Genomic DNA, 16,644 nt, shown 5'->3' on the forward strand with positions numbered 1-16,644 from the left:
GTGCAGAAACTCCGTCTCGTGTTCGCCGGCACTCCGGCCGCCGCCGTTCCGTCGCTCGAACGACTCGCCCAAGGCGGCCATGAGATCGTCGCCGTGATCACCCGCCCGCCCGCCCCGCTCGGCCGCAAGCGCGTGATGACGCCGTCGCCGGTCGCCCGGGCCGCCGAGCGGCTCGGGCTCGAGGTCGTCGAAGCCGCGCGGCTCGACGACGCGGTGACCGCACGCATCACGGAGCTGGAGCCCGACCTCGGGGTGATCGTGGCGTACGGCGGGCTGGTTCGGGAGCCGCTGCTCACGACACCGCGCCACGGCTGGATCAACCTGCACTTCTCACGGCTCCCCGCCTGGCGCGGCGCCGCACCCGTGCAGCACGCCCTCATCCACGACGAGGCCGAGACGGGGGCGGCGGTGTTCCGGCTCGTGGCCGAGCTCGACGCCGGCGACGTCTACGCCGAGCTCGCGCGCGCCGTCGGCGGACCCGACACGGCCGGCTCACTGCTCGAGGAGCTCGCCGTGACCGGCGCCGGCCTGCTCGCCGACGTGGTCGACGGCATCGCCGCGGGCACGGCCGTGGCGACCCCGCAGCGGGGCGAACCCTCGTTCGCGCCGAAGCTCGGCATCGACGACGCCCGCCTCGTCTGGACGGACCCCGCACGACGGGTGCTCGCCCGATACCGAGGCGTCACGCCCGAGCCCGGCGCCTGGACGACGCTCGACGGCGCCCGGCTGAAGCTCCTCGAGCTCGCGTCGGCCGGCGACGCCGCCGGCGGTGCTGACGAAGTCGGGGTTCCCCCGCTCGCGCCCGGGGAGTTCGCGGCCGCCGGTCGGCGCCTCTTCGCCGGCACCGGCGACCTGCCGATCGAGGTGGTGCGCGTGCAACCGGCGGGCAAGGCGGCCATGTCCGCCCCCGACTGGTGGCGCGGCACGGGTCGCGACCGGGCGGTGGCCGAATGAACGGCGGGAGCGGCGGCGGCCGCGGGACGGGCCCGACCCGCGGTGCCGCCCGACGCCGACCCGAGGGCGGCGGGCCGCGGATCTCGCCGGCGCGGACCGTCGCGTTCGACGTGCTCGAGGCGGTCCGTCGCGACGAGGCGTACGCCAACCTCCTGCTTCCCGCACGCATCCGGCGGGCGCGACTCGGGCAGGCGGATGCCGCGCTGGCCACCGAGCTGACCTACGGCACGCTCCGCAGGCAGGGATATTACGACCACGTGATCGCGATCGCCGCAGACCGCCCGGCAGACGCGATCGATCCAGCCGTCCTCGACGTGCTGCGCCTCGGGGTGCACCAGTTGCTCGCGACGCGCGTGCCCACCCACGCGGCCGTGAACGAGCAGGTCGACCTCGTGCGCCGGGTCGCGCCGAAGGCCGCGGGCTTCGTCAACGCGGTGCTCCGCACCGTCTCGCGAACGGATGCCGCGGCGTGGCGCGACCTCGTCGCCGAGGGGGCGTCGGGCGAGGACGACCGGCTCGGTCGGCTCGAGAGCCACCCGGCGTGGGTCGTCCGCGCCCTGCGCTCGGCACTCGCCCGCGAGGGACGCGGTGACGAGCTCGAGGCGTTGCTGCAGGCCGACAACTCCTCGCCGCGCGTCAACCTCGCGGTCCTGCCCGGGGTCGGCGACGGCGCCCAAGAACTCGCCGCCGTCGAGGGCTACGCACCCGATCGGTACTCGCCGATCGGCGCGACCGCGGATGACCCGATCGCCGTCGTGTCGGCCGCGGGCGGCCGCATCCGAGTGCAGGACGAGGGTTCGCAGCTCGCGGCGCTCGCACTGAGCCGTGCGATGCCGGTGCGGCCGGGGGAGCGGTGGCTCGACCTCTGCTCCGGACCCGGCGGCAAGACCGCGGTCCTCGCCGCGGAGGCGCTGGCGGCCGGAGCCGAGCTCGCCGCGAACGAGGTGATCCCGGCCAGGGCCGAGCTCGTGCGCGCGGCGATCGCCGGCGTGCCGCTCGAGGTCGACGTCCGGGTCGGCGACGGACGGGCCCTCGACGCGGCCGCGTTCGGAGCGCCCGGCGGATTCGACCGCATCCTGCTCGATGCGCCGTGCACCGGGCTCGGTGCGCTCCGACGCCGGCCGGAGGCGCGCTGGCGCAAACGCCCCGAAGACGTGGCCGAGCTCACACAGCTTCAGGGCGAACTCCTCGACGCCGCCTTCGGGGCCCTCGCGCCGGGCGGCGTACTTGCTTACGTCACCTGTTCGCCGCACACGGCCGAGACGCACGGCTCGATCGGCGGGGCGCTCGCAAGATGGGGCGGGACGGCCGAGTCGCTCGACACCGCCGCGGTCGTGCAGTCGGTGTCGCGGCATCCGCTCGATCTCGGTGCGGATGCCGCCACGGTGCAGCTCTGGCCGCACCGGCACGGCACCGACGCGATGTTCATCGCGCTCGTGCGCCGGGTCCCGGAGGACTGATCGGGCGCCGTCCCGCCGCGGGCGCCGTGCTCGGTAGGGTGGCAGCATGACGACGCGGATCAACCCGAGCATCCTCGCTGCCGACTTCGTGAACCTCGAGGCCGAGCTCGCGCGCATCGCGAGCGCGGATCTCGTGCACGTCGACGTCATGGACAACCACTTCGTGCCGAACCTCACCTTCGGCCCGCAGATGGTCGGCCGCATCCAGGACGTCAGCCCGATCCCGCTCGACGTGCACCTCATGATCTCGGACGTCGACCGCTGGGGTCCGGGCTACGCCGAGCTCGGCGCGGCGTCGGTGACCTTCCACGTCGAGGCATCCGACGACCCAGTCGCGCTGGCCCGCCGCCTGCGCTCGATCGGGGCGCTGGCCGGCATCGCGTTGAAGCCCGGCACGGAGGCCGACGCGTACCTCGATGTGCTCGACGAGTTCGATCAGGTGCTGATCATGACCGTCGAGCCCGGCTTCGGCGGCCAGTCCTTCATGCACGACACCATGCCGAAGCTCCGCCGCGTGTCGGAGGCGGTCCGCGCCGCGGGGCTCGACGTCCGGCTCCAGGTCGACGGCGGCATCTCGCTCGACACCATCGGCATCGCCGCGGAGGCCGGCGCAGACACGTTCGTGGCCGGTTCCGCGGTCTTCGGCGCGGACGTCCCGGCCGACCGCATTGCGGCGCTCCGTGACCTCGCTGCCGCCCACCGGCATGGGGGCGAGCAGAGCACCGGTAGGCTTGGCGCGTGAAGACATTCGACGAACTCTTCGTCGAGCTCAGCGAGAAGGCCCGCACCCGTCCAGAGGGTTCCGGCACCGTGCGCGAGCTCGATGCGGGCGTGCACGCCATCGGCAAGAAGATCGTCGAGGAGGCGGCCGAGGTCTGGATGGCCGCCGAGTACCAGTCCGACGACGAGGCTGCGGAAGAGATCTCGCAGCTGCTCTACCACCTCCAGGTGCTGATGCTGGCGAAGGGCCTCGCCCCGGCCGACGTGTACCGACATCTCTGATCGCGCACCCGCCCGTCAGACCGTCGACCACACGCCGTACCGCCGAGACCAGGAGGCATCACATGCTTCGAATCGCCGTGCCCAACAAGGGCTCGTTGTCAGAGACCGCCGCCCAGATGCTCTGGGAGGCCGGGTACACCGGCCGACGCGACCCCCGCGACCTGCACACCGCCGACCCGCGCAACGGGGTCGAGTTCTTCTACCTCCGTCCGCGTGACATCGCCACCTACGTGGGATCGGGCGCCCTCGACGTCGGCATCACCGGGCGGGACCTCCTGCTCGATTCCGGCTCGGACGCGGTCGAGATCGCCCCGCTCGGGTTCGGGGACTCCACCTTCCGGTTCGCCGGACCGGCCGGCCGCTACGCCGAGCTCGCCGACCTGCAGGGAGTGCGGGTCGCGACGAGCTACCCGGGCCTCGTCGGTGCGTTCCTCGCCGGCCACGGGGTCACCGCCGAGCTCGTGAAGCTCGACGGCGCGGTCGAATCGGCCGTGCGGCTCGGCGTGGCCGACGCGGTCGCCGACGTCGTCTCGACCGGGGCCACGCTCCGTCAGGCGGGCCTCGAGATCTTCGGCCCCGTCATCCTCGAGTCGGAGGCCGTGCTGATCGGCTCCGGCGTCGAACGCTCCGGAGCCGACACGCTGCTCCGGCGCCTGCAGGGCGTGCTCGTCGCGCGCCAGTTCGTGCTCCTCGACTACGACGTGCCGGTCGAGCACCTCGAGGCCGCGACCGCGGCCGCGCCCGGCTTCGAGTCGCCCACGGTGTCCCCCCTCCACGATCCCGAGTGGGTGGCCGTGCGCGTGATGATCCCGCGCGCCGACATGAACCAGGTGATGGACGAGCTGTACTCGCTCGGCGCGCGGGCGATCCTCGTGAGCGCGATCCACGCCGCGCGGCTGTAGGTCGCGATGTCCGTCGCGATCCGGGTCATCCCGTGCCTCGACGTCGCCTCCGGGCGGGTCGTCAAGGGCGTCAACTTCGAGAACCTGCGCGATGCCGGGGATCCCGTCGAACTCGCCGCCCGCTACGGCGAGCAGGGAGCCGACGAGCTCACGTTCCTCGACGTCACCGCGACGGTCGACGATCGCTCGACCACCTACGAGATGGTCCAGCGCGTCGCCGAACAGGTGTTCATCCCGCTCACGGTCGGCGGCGGGGTTCGATCGAACGAGGACGTCGCCAGGCTGCTCGGGCACGGCGCCGACAAGATCGGCGTCAACAGCGCGGCCATCGCTCGACCGGCGCTCATCGGCGAGATCGCCGACCGGTTCGGCGCCCAGGTGCTCGTGCTCTCGCTCGACGTCAAGCGGTCCCGGCGCACGCCGTCGGGGTTCGTGGTGACCACCCACGGCGGACGCACCGAGACCGATCTCGACGCGCTCGAGTGGGCCGCGCAGGCGATCGAGCTCGGCGCGGGCGAACTGCTCGTGAACTCCATCGACGCCGACGGCACCAAGCGCGGGTTCGACCTCGAGCTCACCGCCCTGATGCGCGGACGCTCGAGCGTGCCGGTGATCGCATCCGGCGGGGCAGGCGCGGTCGAGCACTTCGCACCGGCCGTCGCCGCCGGTGCCGACGCGGTGCTCGCGGCATCCGTGTTCCACAATGGGGAGATGACCATCGCCGAAGTGAAGCACGCGCTGGCCGCCGACGGACGGATCGTGCGGTGAGCGCCGTCGAGGCGGCGCTCGATCGCGCCGCGTTCAACGCCGACGGGCTGCTCCCGGCGATCATCCAGCAGGAGGGCAGCGCCGAGGTGCTGATGCTCGGCTGGATGGACCGCGAGGCGATGCGCCGCACCCTCACCGAGGGGCGCGTCACCTTCTGGTCGCGTTCGCGGCAGGAGTACTGGCGCAAGGGCGACACCTCCGGCCACGCGCAGTACGTCCGCAGTGCTGCGCTCGACTGCGACGCCGACACCCTCCTCGTGACCGTCGAGCAGGTCGGGGTCGCGTGCCACACGGGCACGAGGACCTGTTTCACGGGCGACCCCCTCGAGGTCGTCCAGGGCTTGCCGCCCGCCGACTGACGAGGAGCGCGAGTGCCCGCCACCACCACCTTCGACGAGTTCACGGCCCTGCTCCCGGGGCGCCGTGTGGTGCCCGTCGTCCGCGAGCTCTTCGCCGACGGCGAGACGCCCGTCGGCATCTACCGCAAACTCGCGAAGGGTCGCTCGGGCACCTTCCTGCTCGAGTCCGCCGAGCAGGGCGGCATCTGGTCGCGGTACTCCTTCGTCGGCGTCCGCTCGTACGGCGTGCTCAGCGAGCTCGACGGGCGCGTCCAGTGGCAGGACCATGGTCTCGACGAGCGGCGCGCGCTCGGCGATGCGGCGTCGCTCGCGCCGCTCGCGGCGCTCGAGGCCCTGTACGAGCGTTGGCGTTCCGACGATGTTCCCGGCGCTGCACCGCTCATGGGCGGTCTCGTCGGATTCATCGGCTGGGAGGCCATCCGGCAGATCGAGCATCTGCCGAATCGTCCGCCCGCCGACTTCGACGTGCCCGGACAGGCGTTCTGCTTCGTCTCCGAGCTGGCGGTCATCGATCACCGCACCGGCACCGTCCAGCTCGTGGCATCCGTGCTCAACGACGGCGTGGACGAGCCCGACGCGATGTGGGTGGCCGCGCAGGAGCGACTCGACCGCATGCAGCGCGATCTCGCGCGCCCCGCCGAGGCATGGCTCGCCGAGATCGACCTCGACACGCAGCCCGCGCCCTCGCACCGGACCGAGAAGGCGGACTTCCTCGACGCCGTCGAGCGCTCGCGCGAGTACGTCAGGGAGGGCGACGTCTTCCAGGTCGTCGTGTCCCAGCGGTTCGACCAGCCGACGAGCGCGGATCCGGTCGACGTGTACCGGGTGCTCCGAGCGCTCAATCCGAGCCCGTACATGTACTTCCTCCACCTCACGGACGCGAACGGCGAACCGTTCCACATCGTCGGATCGTCGCCCGAGGCGCTCGTCAAGGTGCAGCACGGTCGCGTGTTCACCCACCCGATCGCCGGGTCGAAGCCCCGCGGCGACACGCCCGAGGCCGATGCCGATTTCGAGGCGGAGCTCGTCGCGGACCCCAAGGAGCAGGCGGAGCATCTCATGCTCGTCGATCTCGCACGCAACGACCTGGCGAAGGTGTGCGTCGCGGGCTCGGTCGAGGTGACCGAGTTCATGCGCGTCGAGCGGTTCAGCCACATCATGCACCTGGTCTCGTCGGTCGAGGGCGACCTGTCGCCCGGCGCCAACGCGGTCGACGTCTTCCGGGCCGCCTTCCCCGCGGGCACTCTCTCGGGCGCGCCGAAGCCCAGGGCGCTCGAGATCATCGACGAGCTCGAGCCCGCTCAGCGCGGCGTCTACGGGGGCGTGGTCGGATACTTCGGCTTCGGCGGCGATGCCGACCTCGCGATCGCCATCCGCACCGCGACGATCTCCGACGGCGTCGCCAGGGTGCAGGCCGGAGCCGGGCTGGTCGCGGACTCCGTCGCCGAGTCCGAGTTCCAGGAATCGCAGAACAAGGCGGCGGCGCCCCTCCGTGCCGTGGCCATTGCCGACGCCATGCGGCGGGTGCCGTGAACGGCCGTCGCCTCAAGTCCCTCGCCCTCGTCGCGGGGCTGATCGGGTCCGGCCTCGCCCTGCTCGCCTGGAGCCAGACCTGGTTCGACCTCCGGCTCTCGGGTCAGAACGCACAGGCCTCGCTCGACGTCATCGAGGTCGGCGGCGCGGTCGCCTCGCCCGCGATGGCCGCACTCGGCCTCGCCGGGCTCGCCCTCGTCGCCGCCCTGGCGATCGCGGGGCCCTTCCTGCGGGTCGTGCTCGCGATCCTCCAGATCCTCTTGGGCGGTTCCGTCGTGCTGGCCGGCGCGCTCGCGCTCGGCGATCCGGTCGGCGCCGTCGCACCGGCCGTGACGGATGCCACGGGGGTCGCGGGTTCCGCGCCGACGGCCGCCCTCGTGGCATCCGCGGATCCGACCCTCTGGCCCGCCGCGGCCATGCTCGGCGGGGTGCTCGTGGTGGCGGCCGGCCTCGTCGCGCTGATCACCGCACGTCGTTGGCCGGGTTCGTCGCGCCGCTACTCCGCGGTCGGCCTCGCCGACGCCGAGACGGGGGCGCCCACGTCCGTCGACGAGGCGGCGATCCCGGTCGCCGACGCGCGCCGACAGGTGTCCGATCGCGCCGTGGACGCGTGGGACGAGCTCAGCCGCGGCGACGATCCCACGAACGCCGACGCCGACGCCGACGGAGTCGCCGCGCCGGCACCCGACGAGGGCGGTGACGGGCCCGCCGCCCGCGAAGGCCATGACGACCCCAGCCGCTAGACTTGCGGCGACCCCCAAGCAACGAAGGAGCAACATGAGCACTGAGACCGCAGATCCCGGCCACGGACACTCGCCCGCGGCGTGGACGGCCGTCGTCATCATGCTCGTCGGCTTCACGATCGGCACGTTCGCCTTCTGGTTCGAGCTCGCCTGGCTCGTGTGGGCGTCGGCCGGCATCGTCGTGATCGGGCTCATCGTCGGTTGGCTCCTCGGCCGGGCCGGCTACGGCGTCGGCGGCGACAAGGTCGCCTCGAAGGCGCACTGACACGTGCTCTCCGACCTGACGGCCAACTCGGTCGCCGATGCTCTCGCGCGCCGTGATCGCCGTCCGCTCGACGTGGTCGAGCGGACGGCGCTCGATCGCGCCCCGGCCCTCGACGCCCTCGAGGCGCTCCGTCCGGCCGGCCGCGTGAAGGTGATCGCCGAGATCAAGCGGGCGAGCCCCTCACGCGGTTCGCTCGCGAGCATCGACGATCCCGCCGCGCTCGCACGCCTCTACGAACTCGGCGGCGCGAGCGCGATCAGCGTGCTCACCGAGGAGCGCAAGTTCAAGGGCAGCCTCGACGATCTCGAGGCGGTGCGTGCAGCCGTGGCGATCCCGGTGCTCCGAAAGGATTTCATCGCGACGCCCTATCAGGTGTTCGAGGCCAGGGCGGCCGGTGCCGACCTCGTGCTGCTCATCGTCGCCGCGCTCGACGACCGCACGCTGCGCGAGCTGTTCGAGCTCGTCGGCTCGCTCGGCATGACCGCGCTCGTCGAGACCCACTCGGCCGACGAACTCGAACGCGCCAAGGCGATCGGCGCGCGGCTCATCGGCGTCAACGCCCGCGATCTCTCGACGTTCGAGCTCGATCGCGACCTGTTCGGCCGGCTCGCCGACCGATTCCCCTCAGATGCCATCCGCGTGGCCGAGTCCGCGGTGCTGTCCGCGGCGGATGTCGCGCACTACCGTTCGGCCGGCGCCGACGCCGTCCTCGTGGGCGAGGCGCTCGTGACCGGCGATCCGATGGCCAACCTCTCAGCTTTCCTGGCGGTGTGACATGGCGCTCAGAGCGCAGACCGGTCCGTACTTCGGCGACTTCGGCGGGCGATTCGTGCCCGAGTCCCTGATCGCCGCGCTCGACGAGCTCGGCGAGGCCTACGACCTCGCGAAGGCCGACCCCGCCTTCGCGGAGGAACTGGCCGAGCTGGGCCGCAGCTACACGGGTCGGCCCTCGATCATCACCGAGGTGCCGCGCTTCGCCGCGCACGGCGGTGGTGCCCGCATCATCCTGAAGCGCGAAGACCTGAACCACACGGGCTCGCACAAGATCAACAACGTGCTCGGCCAGGCCCTGCTCACCAAGCGCATCGGCAAGACGCGTGTGATCGCCGAGACGGGCGCGGGCCAGCACGGCGTGGCCACCGCCACCGCCGCAGCCCTGTTCGATCTCGACTGCACGATCTACATGGGCGAGGTCGACACCGAGCGTCAGGCGCTGAACGTCGCGCGCATGCGCCTGCTCGGCGCAGAGGTGATCGCCGTCAAGAGCGGCTCGCGCACCCTGAAGGACGCGATCAACGACGCCATGCGCGACTGGGTCACCAACGTCGAGACGACCAACTACATCTTCGGAACCGTCGCCGGCCCGCACCCGTTCCCCGAGATGGTCCGCGACTTCCAGAAGATCATCGGCGAAGAGGCACGGCAGCAGGTGCTCGACCTGACGGGCTCGCTCCCGACCGCGGTCGTCGCCTGCGTCGGCGGCGGGTCCAACGCCATCGGGCTCTTCCATGCGTTCCTCGACGACGCCGACGTCAAGATCGTCGGTTTCGAGGCAGGCGGCGAGGGGGCGGAGACCCCCCGTCATGCTGCGACGATCACCAAGGGCCGCCCGGGCGTGCTCCACGGCGCGAAGAGCTACATGCTCCAAGACGAAGACGGCCAGACGATCGAGTCCCACTCGATCTCGGCGGGTCTCGACTACCCCGGGGTCGGCCCCGAGCACTCCTGGCTGGCCTCCATCGGACGGGCCGAATACCGACCGGTCACCGACGACGCGGCGATGCAGGCGCTCCGACTGCTGACCCGGACCGAGGGCATCATCCCCGCGATCGAGTCGGCCCACGCCCTCGCCGGGGCCCTCGAACTCGCCCGCGAGCTCGGGCCGGAGGCCACGATCCTCGTGAACCTCTCGGGCCGCGGCGACAAGGACATGGACACCGCCGCGAGGTACTTCGAGCTCTACGATCAGGAGAACCCCAAGTGAGCACCGTCGCGCCCGTCATCGCCCGACGCAACGCCGAGGCGAACGGCGCCCTGATCGGATATCTCCCCGTCGGGTTCCCCACGCTCGACGAAAGCGTCGAAGCCGCGGTCGCGCTCGTCGAGAACGGCGTCGACGTCCTCGAACTCGGGCTGCCCTACTCGGATCCCGTCATGGACGGCCCCGTCATCCAGGCGGCGACCCAGCAGGCGCTCGCGAACGGATTCCGGCTCTCGCACGGCTTCGAAGCCGTGCGGCGCATCACGGCGCGCGTCGATGCCCCGGTGCTGATCATGACCTACTGGAACCCCGTGGTGCAGTACGGGGTCGATCGGTTCGCCGACGACCTCGCGGCCGCCGGGGGAGCGGGGCTGATCACGCCCGACCTGATCCCCGACGAGGGCGCCGACTGGATCGCGGCATCCGAGCGCACCGGCCTCGACCGGGTCTTCCTGGCCGCGCCCACCTCGACCGACGCACGGCTCGCGCAGACCGTCGAGGCGAGCCGCGGCTTCGTCTACGCGGTGTCGACCATGGGCATCACGGGCGCCCGCGCCGATGTCGATCAGGCGGCCCGCACCCTCGTCGGCCGCCTCGACGAAGCCGGTGCCGAGGCGAGCTGCGTGGGCGTGGGCATCTCCACGCCGGCGCAGGTCGCCGAAGTGCTCGGTTACGCGAAGGGCGCGATCGTCGGCTCAGCGCTCGTGCGCGCCCTCGCCGAGGGCGGCGTCGCCGCGGCGGGCGCGCTGGCCGCCGACCTCGCGCGCGGCACGCGTTCCGAGTGAAGTACGCTGACTGAGGCCCGAGTGGCCGAAGCCCCCGAAGAAAGGCAGCAGTACGCGTGATCGCACCGCTGAGCATCCCGAGCCCGAGCCCCGAATGGCAGTCGTTCCAGATCCCCATGCCGTGGGGAGCGCTCACAATCCACACGTACGCGCTCTGCATCCTCGTGGGCATCCTCCTCGCCGTCATCGTGACCTCGCGCCGGCTCACCAAGCGCGGCGCCGAGCCCGGCATCGTGCTCGACATCGCGCTCTGGGCGGTGCCGCTCGGCATCATCGGGGCCCGGTTCTACCATGTGTTCACCCATCCGAACGACTACTTCTACGAGGGCGCGAACATCTGGAACCCGCTCCAGTACGGAGCGATCTGGAACATCTGGGAGGGCGGCAACGCCATCTACGGCGCCCTCATCGGCGGTGCCGTCGGCGTGCTCATCGGGTGCCGTCTGACCGGCATCCGATTCCTCTCCTTCGCCGACGCGCTCGCACCCGGACTCCTGCTCGCGCAGGCCGCCGGCCGCCTCGGCAACTGGTTCAACCACGAACTCTTCGGTGCCCCGACCGATCTGCCGTGGGGCCTCGAGATCTCCTCCGACAACGCGGCCTTCCCGGCCGGTCTGGCCGATGGCACGCTGTTCCACCCGACGTTCCTCTACGAGATCGTCTGGAACCTCGCGGGCGTGGTCGCGATCCTGCTGCTCGAACGCGCCTTCAACATGCGGTGGGGCCGGGCCTTCGCGGTCTACCTCATCTGGTACGGCACGGGCCGGGCATTCCTCGAGTCGATCCGCGTCGACCCGAGCGAGATGTTCCTCGGCATCCGGGTGAACGTCTGGGCCTCGTTCGCGGCGGTGCTCGTCGGCGTGATCATGCTGATCGTCCTCCGCTACCGCCACACGGGCGCCGAGCCGACCCCGTATGTCCCGGGCCGTGAATGGAAGGGCCCCGACGCTGCGCTAGACTCGGACGAAAATGAGTCTGACTCCGACTCTCTCGACAACGAGGTCGGGAGTGAGAACATCGAGGGCGAGACCGCAGCCACAAGCTCGCGCGGGTCCACCACTCCATAGGGCCCTCAACCTTCGTTCTCCGATGCGGCGCCGCACCTTGCGCCGCAAACTCTCTCCGCTGGGCCGACGTCGTCCCCCGCTGCCACCTAGTTGATGAGGACGGTCACACGTGTCGCTCACTCCACCCTTCGCGAGGTTCGGTTCGATCCCCGCAGCCCAGGGCCTGTACGACCCCGCCGCCGAGAAGGACGCCTGCGGGCTCGCCATGGTCGCGACGCTGCGCGGCACCGCCGGTCACGACATCATCGCCACCGCGCTCGATGCGCTGCGCCACCTCGAGCACCGCGGTGCCGTCGGATCCGATGCCGGAACCGGCGACGGCGCCGGCATCATCACGCAGGTGCCCGACGAGTTCCTGCGCGCCGTCGTCGACGCCGACCTCCCCGAAGCCGGTTCGTACGCCGCGGGCAACGCCTTCCTCCCGCTCGACCCGAGCCTGCGCAGCAGCATCAAGCAGCAACTGCGCAAGATCGCCGAGTCCGAGGGCCTCGAGGTCATCGCCTGGCGCGAGGTGCCCGTCCGGCCCGAAGAGCTCGGCACGCTCGCGCGCGCCGCCATGCCCGCGGTGCACCAGCTCTTCGTGCAGTCGGCGGCCACGACCGCCGACGGAGGCCGCCTCTCCGGGATCGCGCTCGACCGTCTGACCTTCCGACTCCGCAAGCGCGCCGAGCGCGAGCTCGAGCTGTACTTCATGTCGCTCTCGAGCCGCACCATGGTCTACAAGGGCATGGTCACGACGCTGCAGCTCGAACCGTTCTATCCCGACCTCTCCGACGAGCGTTTCGCCTCGAAGCTCGCACTGGTGCACTCCCGCTACTCGACGAACACGTTCCCGTCCTGGCCGCTCGCCCAGCCGTTCCGGATGATCGCCCACAACGGCGAGATCAACACCATCCAGGGCAACCGCAACTGGATGCGGGCACGTCAGTCGCAGCTCGCATCGGAGGCCCTCGGCGACCTCGACCCGATGCTGCCGATCGTCACGCCGGGCGCGAGCGATTCGGCCTCGTTCGACGAGGTCGTCGAGCTCCTGACCCTCGCCGGGCGCAGCCTGCCGCACGCGGTCATGATGATGGTGCCCGAGGCGTGGGAGAACCAGACCGAGATCACTCCGGAACGCCGTGCGTTCTACGAGTACCACTCGATGATCATGGAGCCGTGGGACGGTCCGGCCGCGATCGTGTTCACCGACGGGTCCCTCGTCGGCGCGACGCTCGACCGCAATGGGCTCCGCCCGGGTCGCTACGTGATCACCGACGACGGCCTCGTGGTCCTCGCGAGCGAGATCGGCGTGCTCGAGGTCGCCCCGTCGCGCGTCGTGCGCAAGGGCCGGCTGCAGCCGGGACGCATGTTCCTCGTCGACACCGAAGCCGGCCGGCTCATCGAGGACGACGAGATCAAGTCCGAGCTCGCGGCCTCCGAACCCTGGGGCGACTGGCTCGAATCCAACCGCATCCGGCTCGCCGAACTGCCCGAGCGCGAGCACATCGTGCACCCGCCCGCATCCATCAACCGGCGCCAGCGCACCTTCGGCTACACCGAGGAGGAGGTGAAGATCCTGCTCGCCCCCATGGCGCGCACCGGACAGGAGCCGCTCGGCGCAATGGGGTCCGACACCCCGATCGCCGTGCTCTCGAAGCGGCCGCGTCTGCTCTTCGACTACTTCACCCAGCAGTTCGCCCAGGTGACGAACCCGCCGCTCGACTCCATCCGCGAGGCCGTCGTGACGTCGCTCGGAACCTCGATCGGCCCCGAGGGCAACCTGCTCACGGCGTCGCCGGGGCACGCCAGGCAGGTTGCGCTCGACTTCCCGGTCATCGACAACGACGAACTCGCGAAGATCGTGCACATCGACCCGCGCACCGGCGGCGCCCGGACCACGAAGACGCTCAAGGGCCTGTACCGCGTCGACGACGGCCCCGAAGCCATGCGTGCGCGTGTCGACGCGCTGTGCGAAGAGGTCGACCAGGCGATCGAGGAGGGCGCACGCTTCGTCGTGCTCAGCGATCGCGACTCCACCGCAGAGCTCGCCCCGATCCCGTCGCTGCTCATGCTCTCCGCCGTGCACCACCACCTCATCCGCTCCGAGACGCGCATGAAGGTCGGTCTCGTGGTCGAGGCGGGCGACGTGCGCGAGGTCCACCACGTGGCGCTGCTCATCGGCTACGGCGCCTCGGCCGTCAACCCGTACCTCGCCATGGAGACCTGCGAGTCGCTCGTGCGCGCGGGCGTCATCACGGGCGTCTCGCCCGAGCAGGCCGTGCGCAACGTCATCAAGGCGCTCGGCAAGGGCGTGCTGAAGATCATGTCCAAGATGGGCATCTCGACGATCTCGTCCTACGCGGGCGCCCAGGCGTTCGAAGCGGTCGGCCTCGCCCAGGAGTTCGTCGACGAGTACTTCACCGGCACCGTCTCCAAGCTCGGCGGCGTGGGCATCGACGTGGTCGCGGCCGAGAACGTGAGCCGCCATCGCCTCGCCTACCCTCAGGATGTCGCGGTGCGCGCGCACGAACGCCTCACCACGGGTGGCGAGTACCAATGGCGGCGCGACGGTTCGCCCCACCTCTTCAATCCCGAGACGGTGTTCCGCCTCCAGCACTCGACGCGCAACCGGCGGTACGACGTCTTCCGCGAGTACACCTCGCTGGTCGACTCCCAGGCCGAAGAGCTCATGACCCTGCGCGGGCTCTTCACGCTCCGCACCGGCACACGCCCCGCGGTGCCGATCGACGAGGTCGAGTCGGTCGAGTCCATCGTGAAGCGCTTCTCGACGGGCGCGATGAGCTACGGCTCCATCTCGAAGGAGGCGCACGAGTCCCTCGCCATCGCGATGAACCGCCTCGGCGCGAAGTCGAACACCGGTGAGGGCGGCGAAGACCTCGACCGACTGCTCGACCCCGAGCGCCGGAGCGCGATCAAGCAGGTCGCATCCGGCCGGTTCGGCGTCACGAGCATGTACCTGACCCACGCCGACGACATCCAGATCAAGCTCGCGCAGGGCGCGAAGCCCGGCGAGGGCGGGCAGCTGCCGCCGACGAAGGTGTACCCGTGGGTCGCGCGCACGCGCCACGCCACCGCCGGCGTCGGGCTGATCTCGCCGCCCCCGCACCACGACATCTACTCGATCGAAGACCTCAAGCAGCTCATCTTCGACCTCAAGCGGGCGAACCCCGACGCCCGCATCCACGTCAAGCTCGTGAGCCAGTCGGGCATCGGCGCGGTCGCGGCCGGTACGGCGAAGGCCCTCGCCGACGTCATCCTCGTCTCCGGCCACGACGGCGGCACGGGCGCGAGCCCGCTCAACTCCCTGAAGCACGCGGGCACCCCCTGGGAGCTCGGGCTTGCCGAGACCCAGCAGACCCTGATGCTGAACGGCATGCGCGACCGCGTCGTCGTGCAGGTCGACGGACAGCTCAAGACGGGCCGCGACGTCGTCATCGGCGCGCTGCTCGGCGCCGAGGAGTTCGGGTTCGCCACCGCCCCGCTCGTGGTTCAGGGCTGCGTCATGATGCGTGTCTGCCACCTCGACACCTGCCCGGTCGGCGTCGCGACGCAGAACCCCGAGCTGCGCAAGCGGTTCACGGGCAAGCCCGAGTTCGTCGTGAACTTCTTCGAGTTCATCGCACAGGAGGTGCGCGAGTACCTCGCCGAACTCGGCTACCGCTCGCTCGACGAGGTCATCGGGCGTCGCGAGCTGCTCGACATCGCTCGTGCCGTCGACCACTGGAAGGCCTCCGGCCTCGACCTGACCCCGGTGCTCGTCGGTCCCGACTTCTCGGACTCCGAGCCGCGACGCAACCTGCGACAGCAGGATCACGAGCTCGACGAGCACTTCGACAACGAGCTCATCCGTCGGAGCGCGGTCGTGCTCGAGGAGGGCGGCACGGTCGAGATCGAGCTGCCCGTCAAGAACACCGCACGCGCGGTGGGCACGATGCTCGGCCACGAAGTGACCGTTCGACGGGGCGAGCACGGCCTCCCGACCGGCTCCATCGACATCACCCTCACGGGTTCCGCGGGCCAGAGCCTCGGCGCCTTCCTGCCCAGCGGCATCACGCTCCGGCTCGAGGGCGACTCGAACGACTACGTCGGCAAGGGGCTCTCGGGCGGCCAGATCGTGCTGCGACCGGCTCAGGACAGCACGTTCGCCGCGGAACGCAACGTGATCGCCGGCAATGTGATCGGCTACGGCGCCACTCGAGGCAGCATGTTCCTCCGCGGCATCGTCGGCGAACGCTTCCTCGTGCGCAACTCGGGTGCTTCGGCCGTCGTCGAAGGCGTGGGCGACCACGCGCTCGAGTACATGACGGGCGGGCTCGCGCTCATCCTCGGCGAAACCGGCCGCAACCTCGGCGCGGGCATGTCGGGCGGAACCGCCTACGTGCTCGGCCTGCGCGAGGAACGCGTGAACCGCGAGTCGCTGAGCTCGGGCGAGCTCGAGCTGCACCCGCTCGGCAGCGCCGATCGGGAGATCGTCCGCGACCTCCTCGAACAGCACGTCGCGAATACCGACTCGACCGTCGCCGCCGACCTGCTCGCGGCCGGAGACAGCGCGTTCGAGCGTTTCACCAAGGTGCTGCCGCGCGACTACGCCGCAGTGCTCCGCACCCGCCAGAGCGCGGTCGACGAGGGGCTCGACCCCGACGGCGACGTGGTCTGGACTCGAATCCTGGAGGTCACCGGTGGCTGACCCGACGATGGTCTGGACACGAGCTGTGCCCATGACCGCACGGAGGTCACCGGTGGCTGACCCGACGATGGTCTGGACACGAGCTGTGCCCATGACCGCACGGAGGTCACCGGTGGCTGACCCGACGACGACGAA

15 protein-coding genes are annotated in these 16,644 nt (G+C 71.1%); all 15 read left to right on the forward strand.

The annotated features are described in order from the left end of the window. On the forward strand, positions 1-954 hold the full coding sequence (gene fmt, locus GQQ92_RS03440) for a methionyl-tRNA formyltransferase (RefSeq protein ID WP_156997792.1): 954 nt from the start codon (positions 1-3) through the stop codon (positions 952-954). Next, entirely contained in the window at positions 951-2,414 is a 1,464-nt protein-coding gene (locus tag GQQ92_RS03445; RefSeq protein WP_156997793.1) for an RsmB/NOP family class I SAM-dependent RNA methyltransferase, read from the forward strand. Before fmt ends, GQQ92_RS03445 begins: the two co-directional genes overlap by 4 nt. Positions 2,415-2,460: 46 nt before the next feature. After that, the gene (gene rpe / locus GQQ92_RS03450) at positions 2,461-3,156 is read left to right on the forward strand and encodes a ribulose-phosphate 3-epimerase (protein WP_156997794.1); all 696 of its coding nucleotides are present in this window, start codon (positions 2,461-2,463) and stop codon (positions 3,154-3,156) included. Next, positions 3,153-3,416 (forward strand): phosphoribosyl-ATP diphosphatase, encoded by a 264-nt coding sequence (locus GQQ92_RS03455; protein ID WP_156997795.1) that lies wholly within the window; start codon positions 3,153-3,155, stop codon positions 3,414-3,416. The genes rpe and GQQ92_RS03455 overlap by 4 nt, the downstream gene beginning before the upstream one ends. 62 nt (positions 3,417-3,478) lie before the next feature. Next, on the forward strand, positions 3,479-4,318 hold the full coding sequence (gene hisG / locus GQQ92_RS03460) for an ATP phosphoribosyltransferase (RefSeq protein ID WP_156997796.1): 840 nt from the start codon (positions 3,479-3,481) through the stop codon (positions 4,316-4,318). A 6-nt stretch (positions 4,319-4,324) separates the two neighbouring features. After that, on the forward strand, positions 4,325-5,086 hold the full coding sequence (gene hisF / locus GQQ92_RS03465; RefSeq protein ID WP_156997797.1) for an imidazole glycerol phosphate synthase subunit HisF: 762 nt from the start codon (positions 4,325-4,327) through the stop codon (positions 5,084-5,086). Beyond that, positions 5,083-5,445, forward strand: a complete 363-nt coding sequence (hisI, locus tag GQQ92_RS03470; RefSeq protein WP_156997798.1) for a phosphoribosyl-AMP cyclohydrolase — start codon at positions 5,083-5,085, stop codon at positions 5,443-5,445. Before hisF ends, hisI begins: the two co-directional genes overlap by 4 nt. Before the next feature lie 12 nt (positions 5,446-5,457). Further along, the gene (locus GQQ92_RS03475) at positions 5,458-6,978 is read left to right on the forward strand and encodes an anthranilate synthase component I (protein WP_156997799.1); all 1,521 of its coding nucleotides are present in this window, start codon (positions 5,458-5,460) and stop codon (positions 6,976-6,978) included. Then, a complete protein-coding gene (locus tag GQQ92_RS03480) occupies positions 6,975-7,721 on the forward strand; it encodes a Trp biosynthesis-associated membrane protein (RefSeq protein ID WP_197738050.1) in 747 nt (248 codons plus the stop codon). Before GQQ92_RS03475 ends, GQQ92_RS03480 begins: the two co-directional genes overlap by 4 nt. A 34-nt stretch (positions 7,722-7,755) precedes the next feature. After that, entirely contained in the window at positions 7,756-7,986 is a 231-nt protein-coding gene (locus GQQ92_RS03485) for a DUF6704 family protein (protein WP_156997800.1), read from the forward strand. A gap of 3 nt (positions 7,987-7,989) precedes the next feature. Beyond that, complete coding sequence (gene trpC, locus GQQ92_RS03490; RefSeq protein ID WP_156997801.1) at positions 7,990-8,760, forward strand: indole-3-glycerol phosphate synthase TrpC; 771 nt, start codon at positions 7,990-7,992, stop codon at positions 8,758-8,760. A gap of 1 nt (position 8,761) precedes the next feature. Beyond that, positions 8,762-9,970, forward strand: a complete 1,209-nt coding sequence (gene trpB / locus GQQ92_RS03495; RefSeq protein ID WP_156997802.1) for a tryptophan synthase subunit beta — start codon at positions 8,762-8,764, stop codon at positions 9,968-9,970. Next, positions 9,967-10,752 (forward strand): tryptophan synthase subunit alpha, encoded by a 786-nt coding sequence (trpA, locus tag GQQ92_RS03500; protein ID WP_156997803.1) that lies wholly within the window; start codon positions 9,967-9,969, stop codon positions 10,750-10,752. Before trpB ends, trpA begins: the two co-directional genes overlap by 4 nt. A 116-nt stretch (positions 10,753-10,868) precedes the next feature. Further along, complete coding sequence (gene lgt, locus GQQ92_RS03505; RefSeq protein ID WP_156998152.1) at positions 10,869-11,819, forward strand: prolipoprotein diacylglyceryl transferase; 951 nt, start codon at positions 10,869-10,871, stop codon at positions 11,817-11,819. A 109-nt stretch (positions 11,820-11,928) separates the two neighbouring features. Further along, a complete protein-coding gene (gene gltB, locus GQQ92_RS03510) occupies positions 11,929-16,509 on the forward strand; it encodes a glutamate synthase large subunit (RefSeq protein ID WP_156997804.1) in 4,581 nt (1,526 codons plus the stop codon). Positions 16,510-16,644 lie beyond the last annotated feature (135 nt).

The organism is Agromyces terreus, from assembly GCF_009749465.1.
In the GTDB taxonomy this organism is placed as follows: Bacteria; Actinomycetota; Actinomycetes; order Actinomycetales; family Microbacteriaceae; genus Agromyces; species Agromyces terreus.

Bases quoted from the DNA above. Each gene is read 5' to 3' on its own strand.
- hisF (WP_156997797.1), top strand. From the start codon at position 4,325: ATGTCCGTCGCGATCCGGGTCATCCCGTGCCTCGACGTCGCCTCCGGG.
- lgt (WP_156998152.1), top strand. From the start codon at position 10,869: ATGCCGTGGGGAGCGCTCACAATCCACACGTACGCGCTCTGCATCCTC.
- trpB (WP_156997802.1), top strand. From the start codon at position 8,762: ATGGCGCTCAGAGCGCAGACCGGTCCGTACTTCGGCGACTTCGGCGGG.
- hisG (WP_156997796.1), top strand. From the start codon at position 3,479: ATGCTTCGAATCGCCGTGCCCAACAAGGGCTCGTTGTCAGAGACCGCC.
- GQQ92_RS03445 (WP_156997793.1), top strand. From the start codon at position 951: ATGAACGGCGGGAGCGGCGGCGGCCGCGGGACGGGCCCGACCCGCGGT.
- GQQ92_RS03485 (WP_156997800.1), top strand. From the start codon at position 7,756: ATGAGCACTGAGACCGCAGATCCCGGCCACGGACACTCGCCCGCGGCG.
- rpe (WP_156997794.1), top strand. From the start codon at position 2,461: ATGACGACGCGGATCAACCCGAGCATCCTCGCTGCCGACTTCGTGAAC.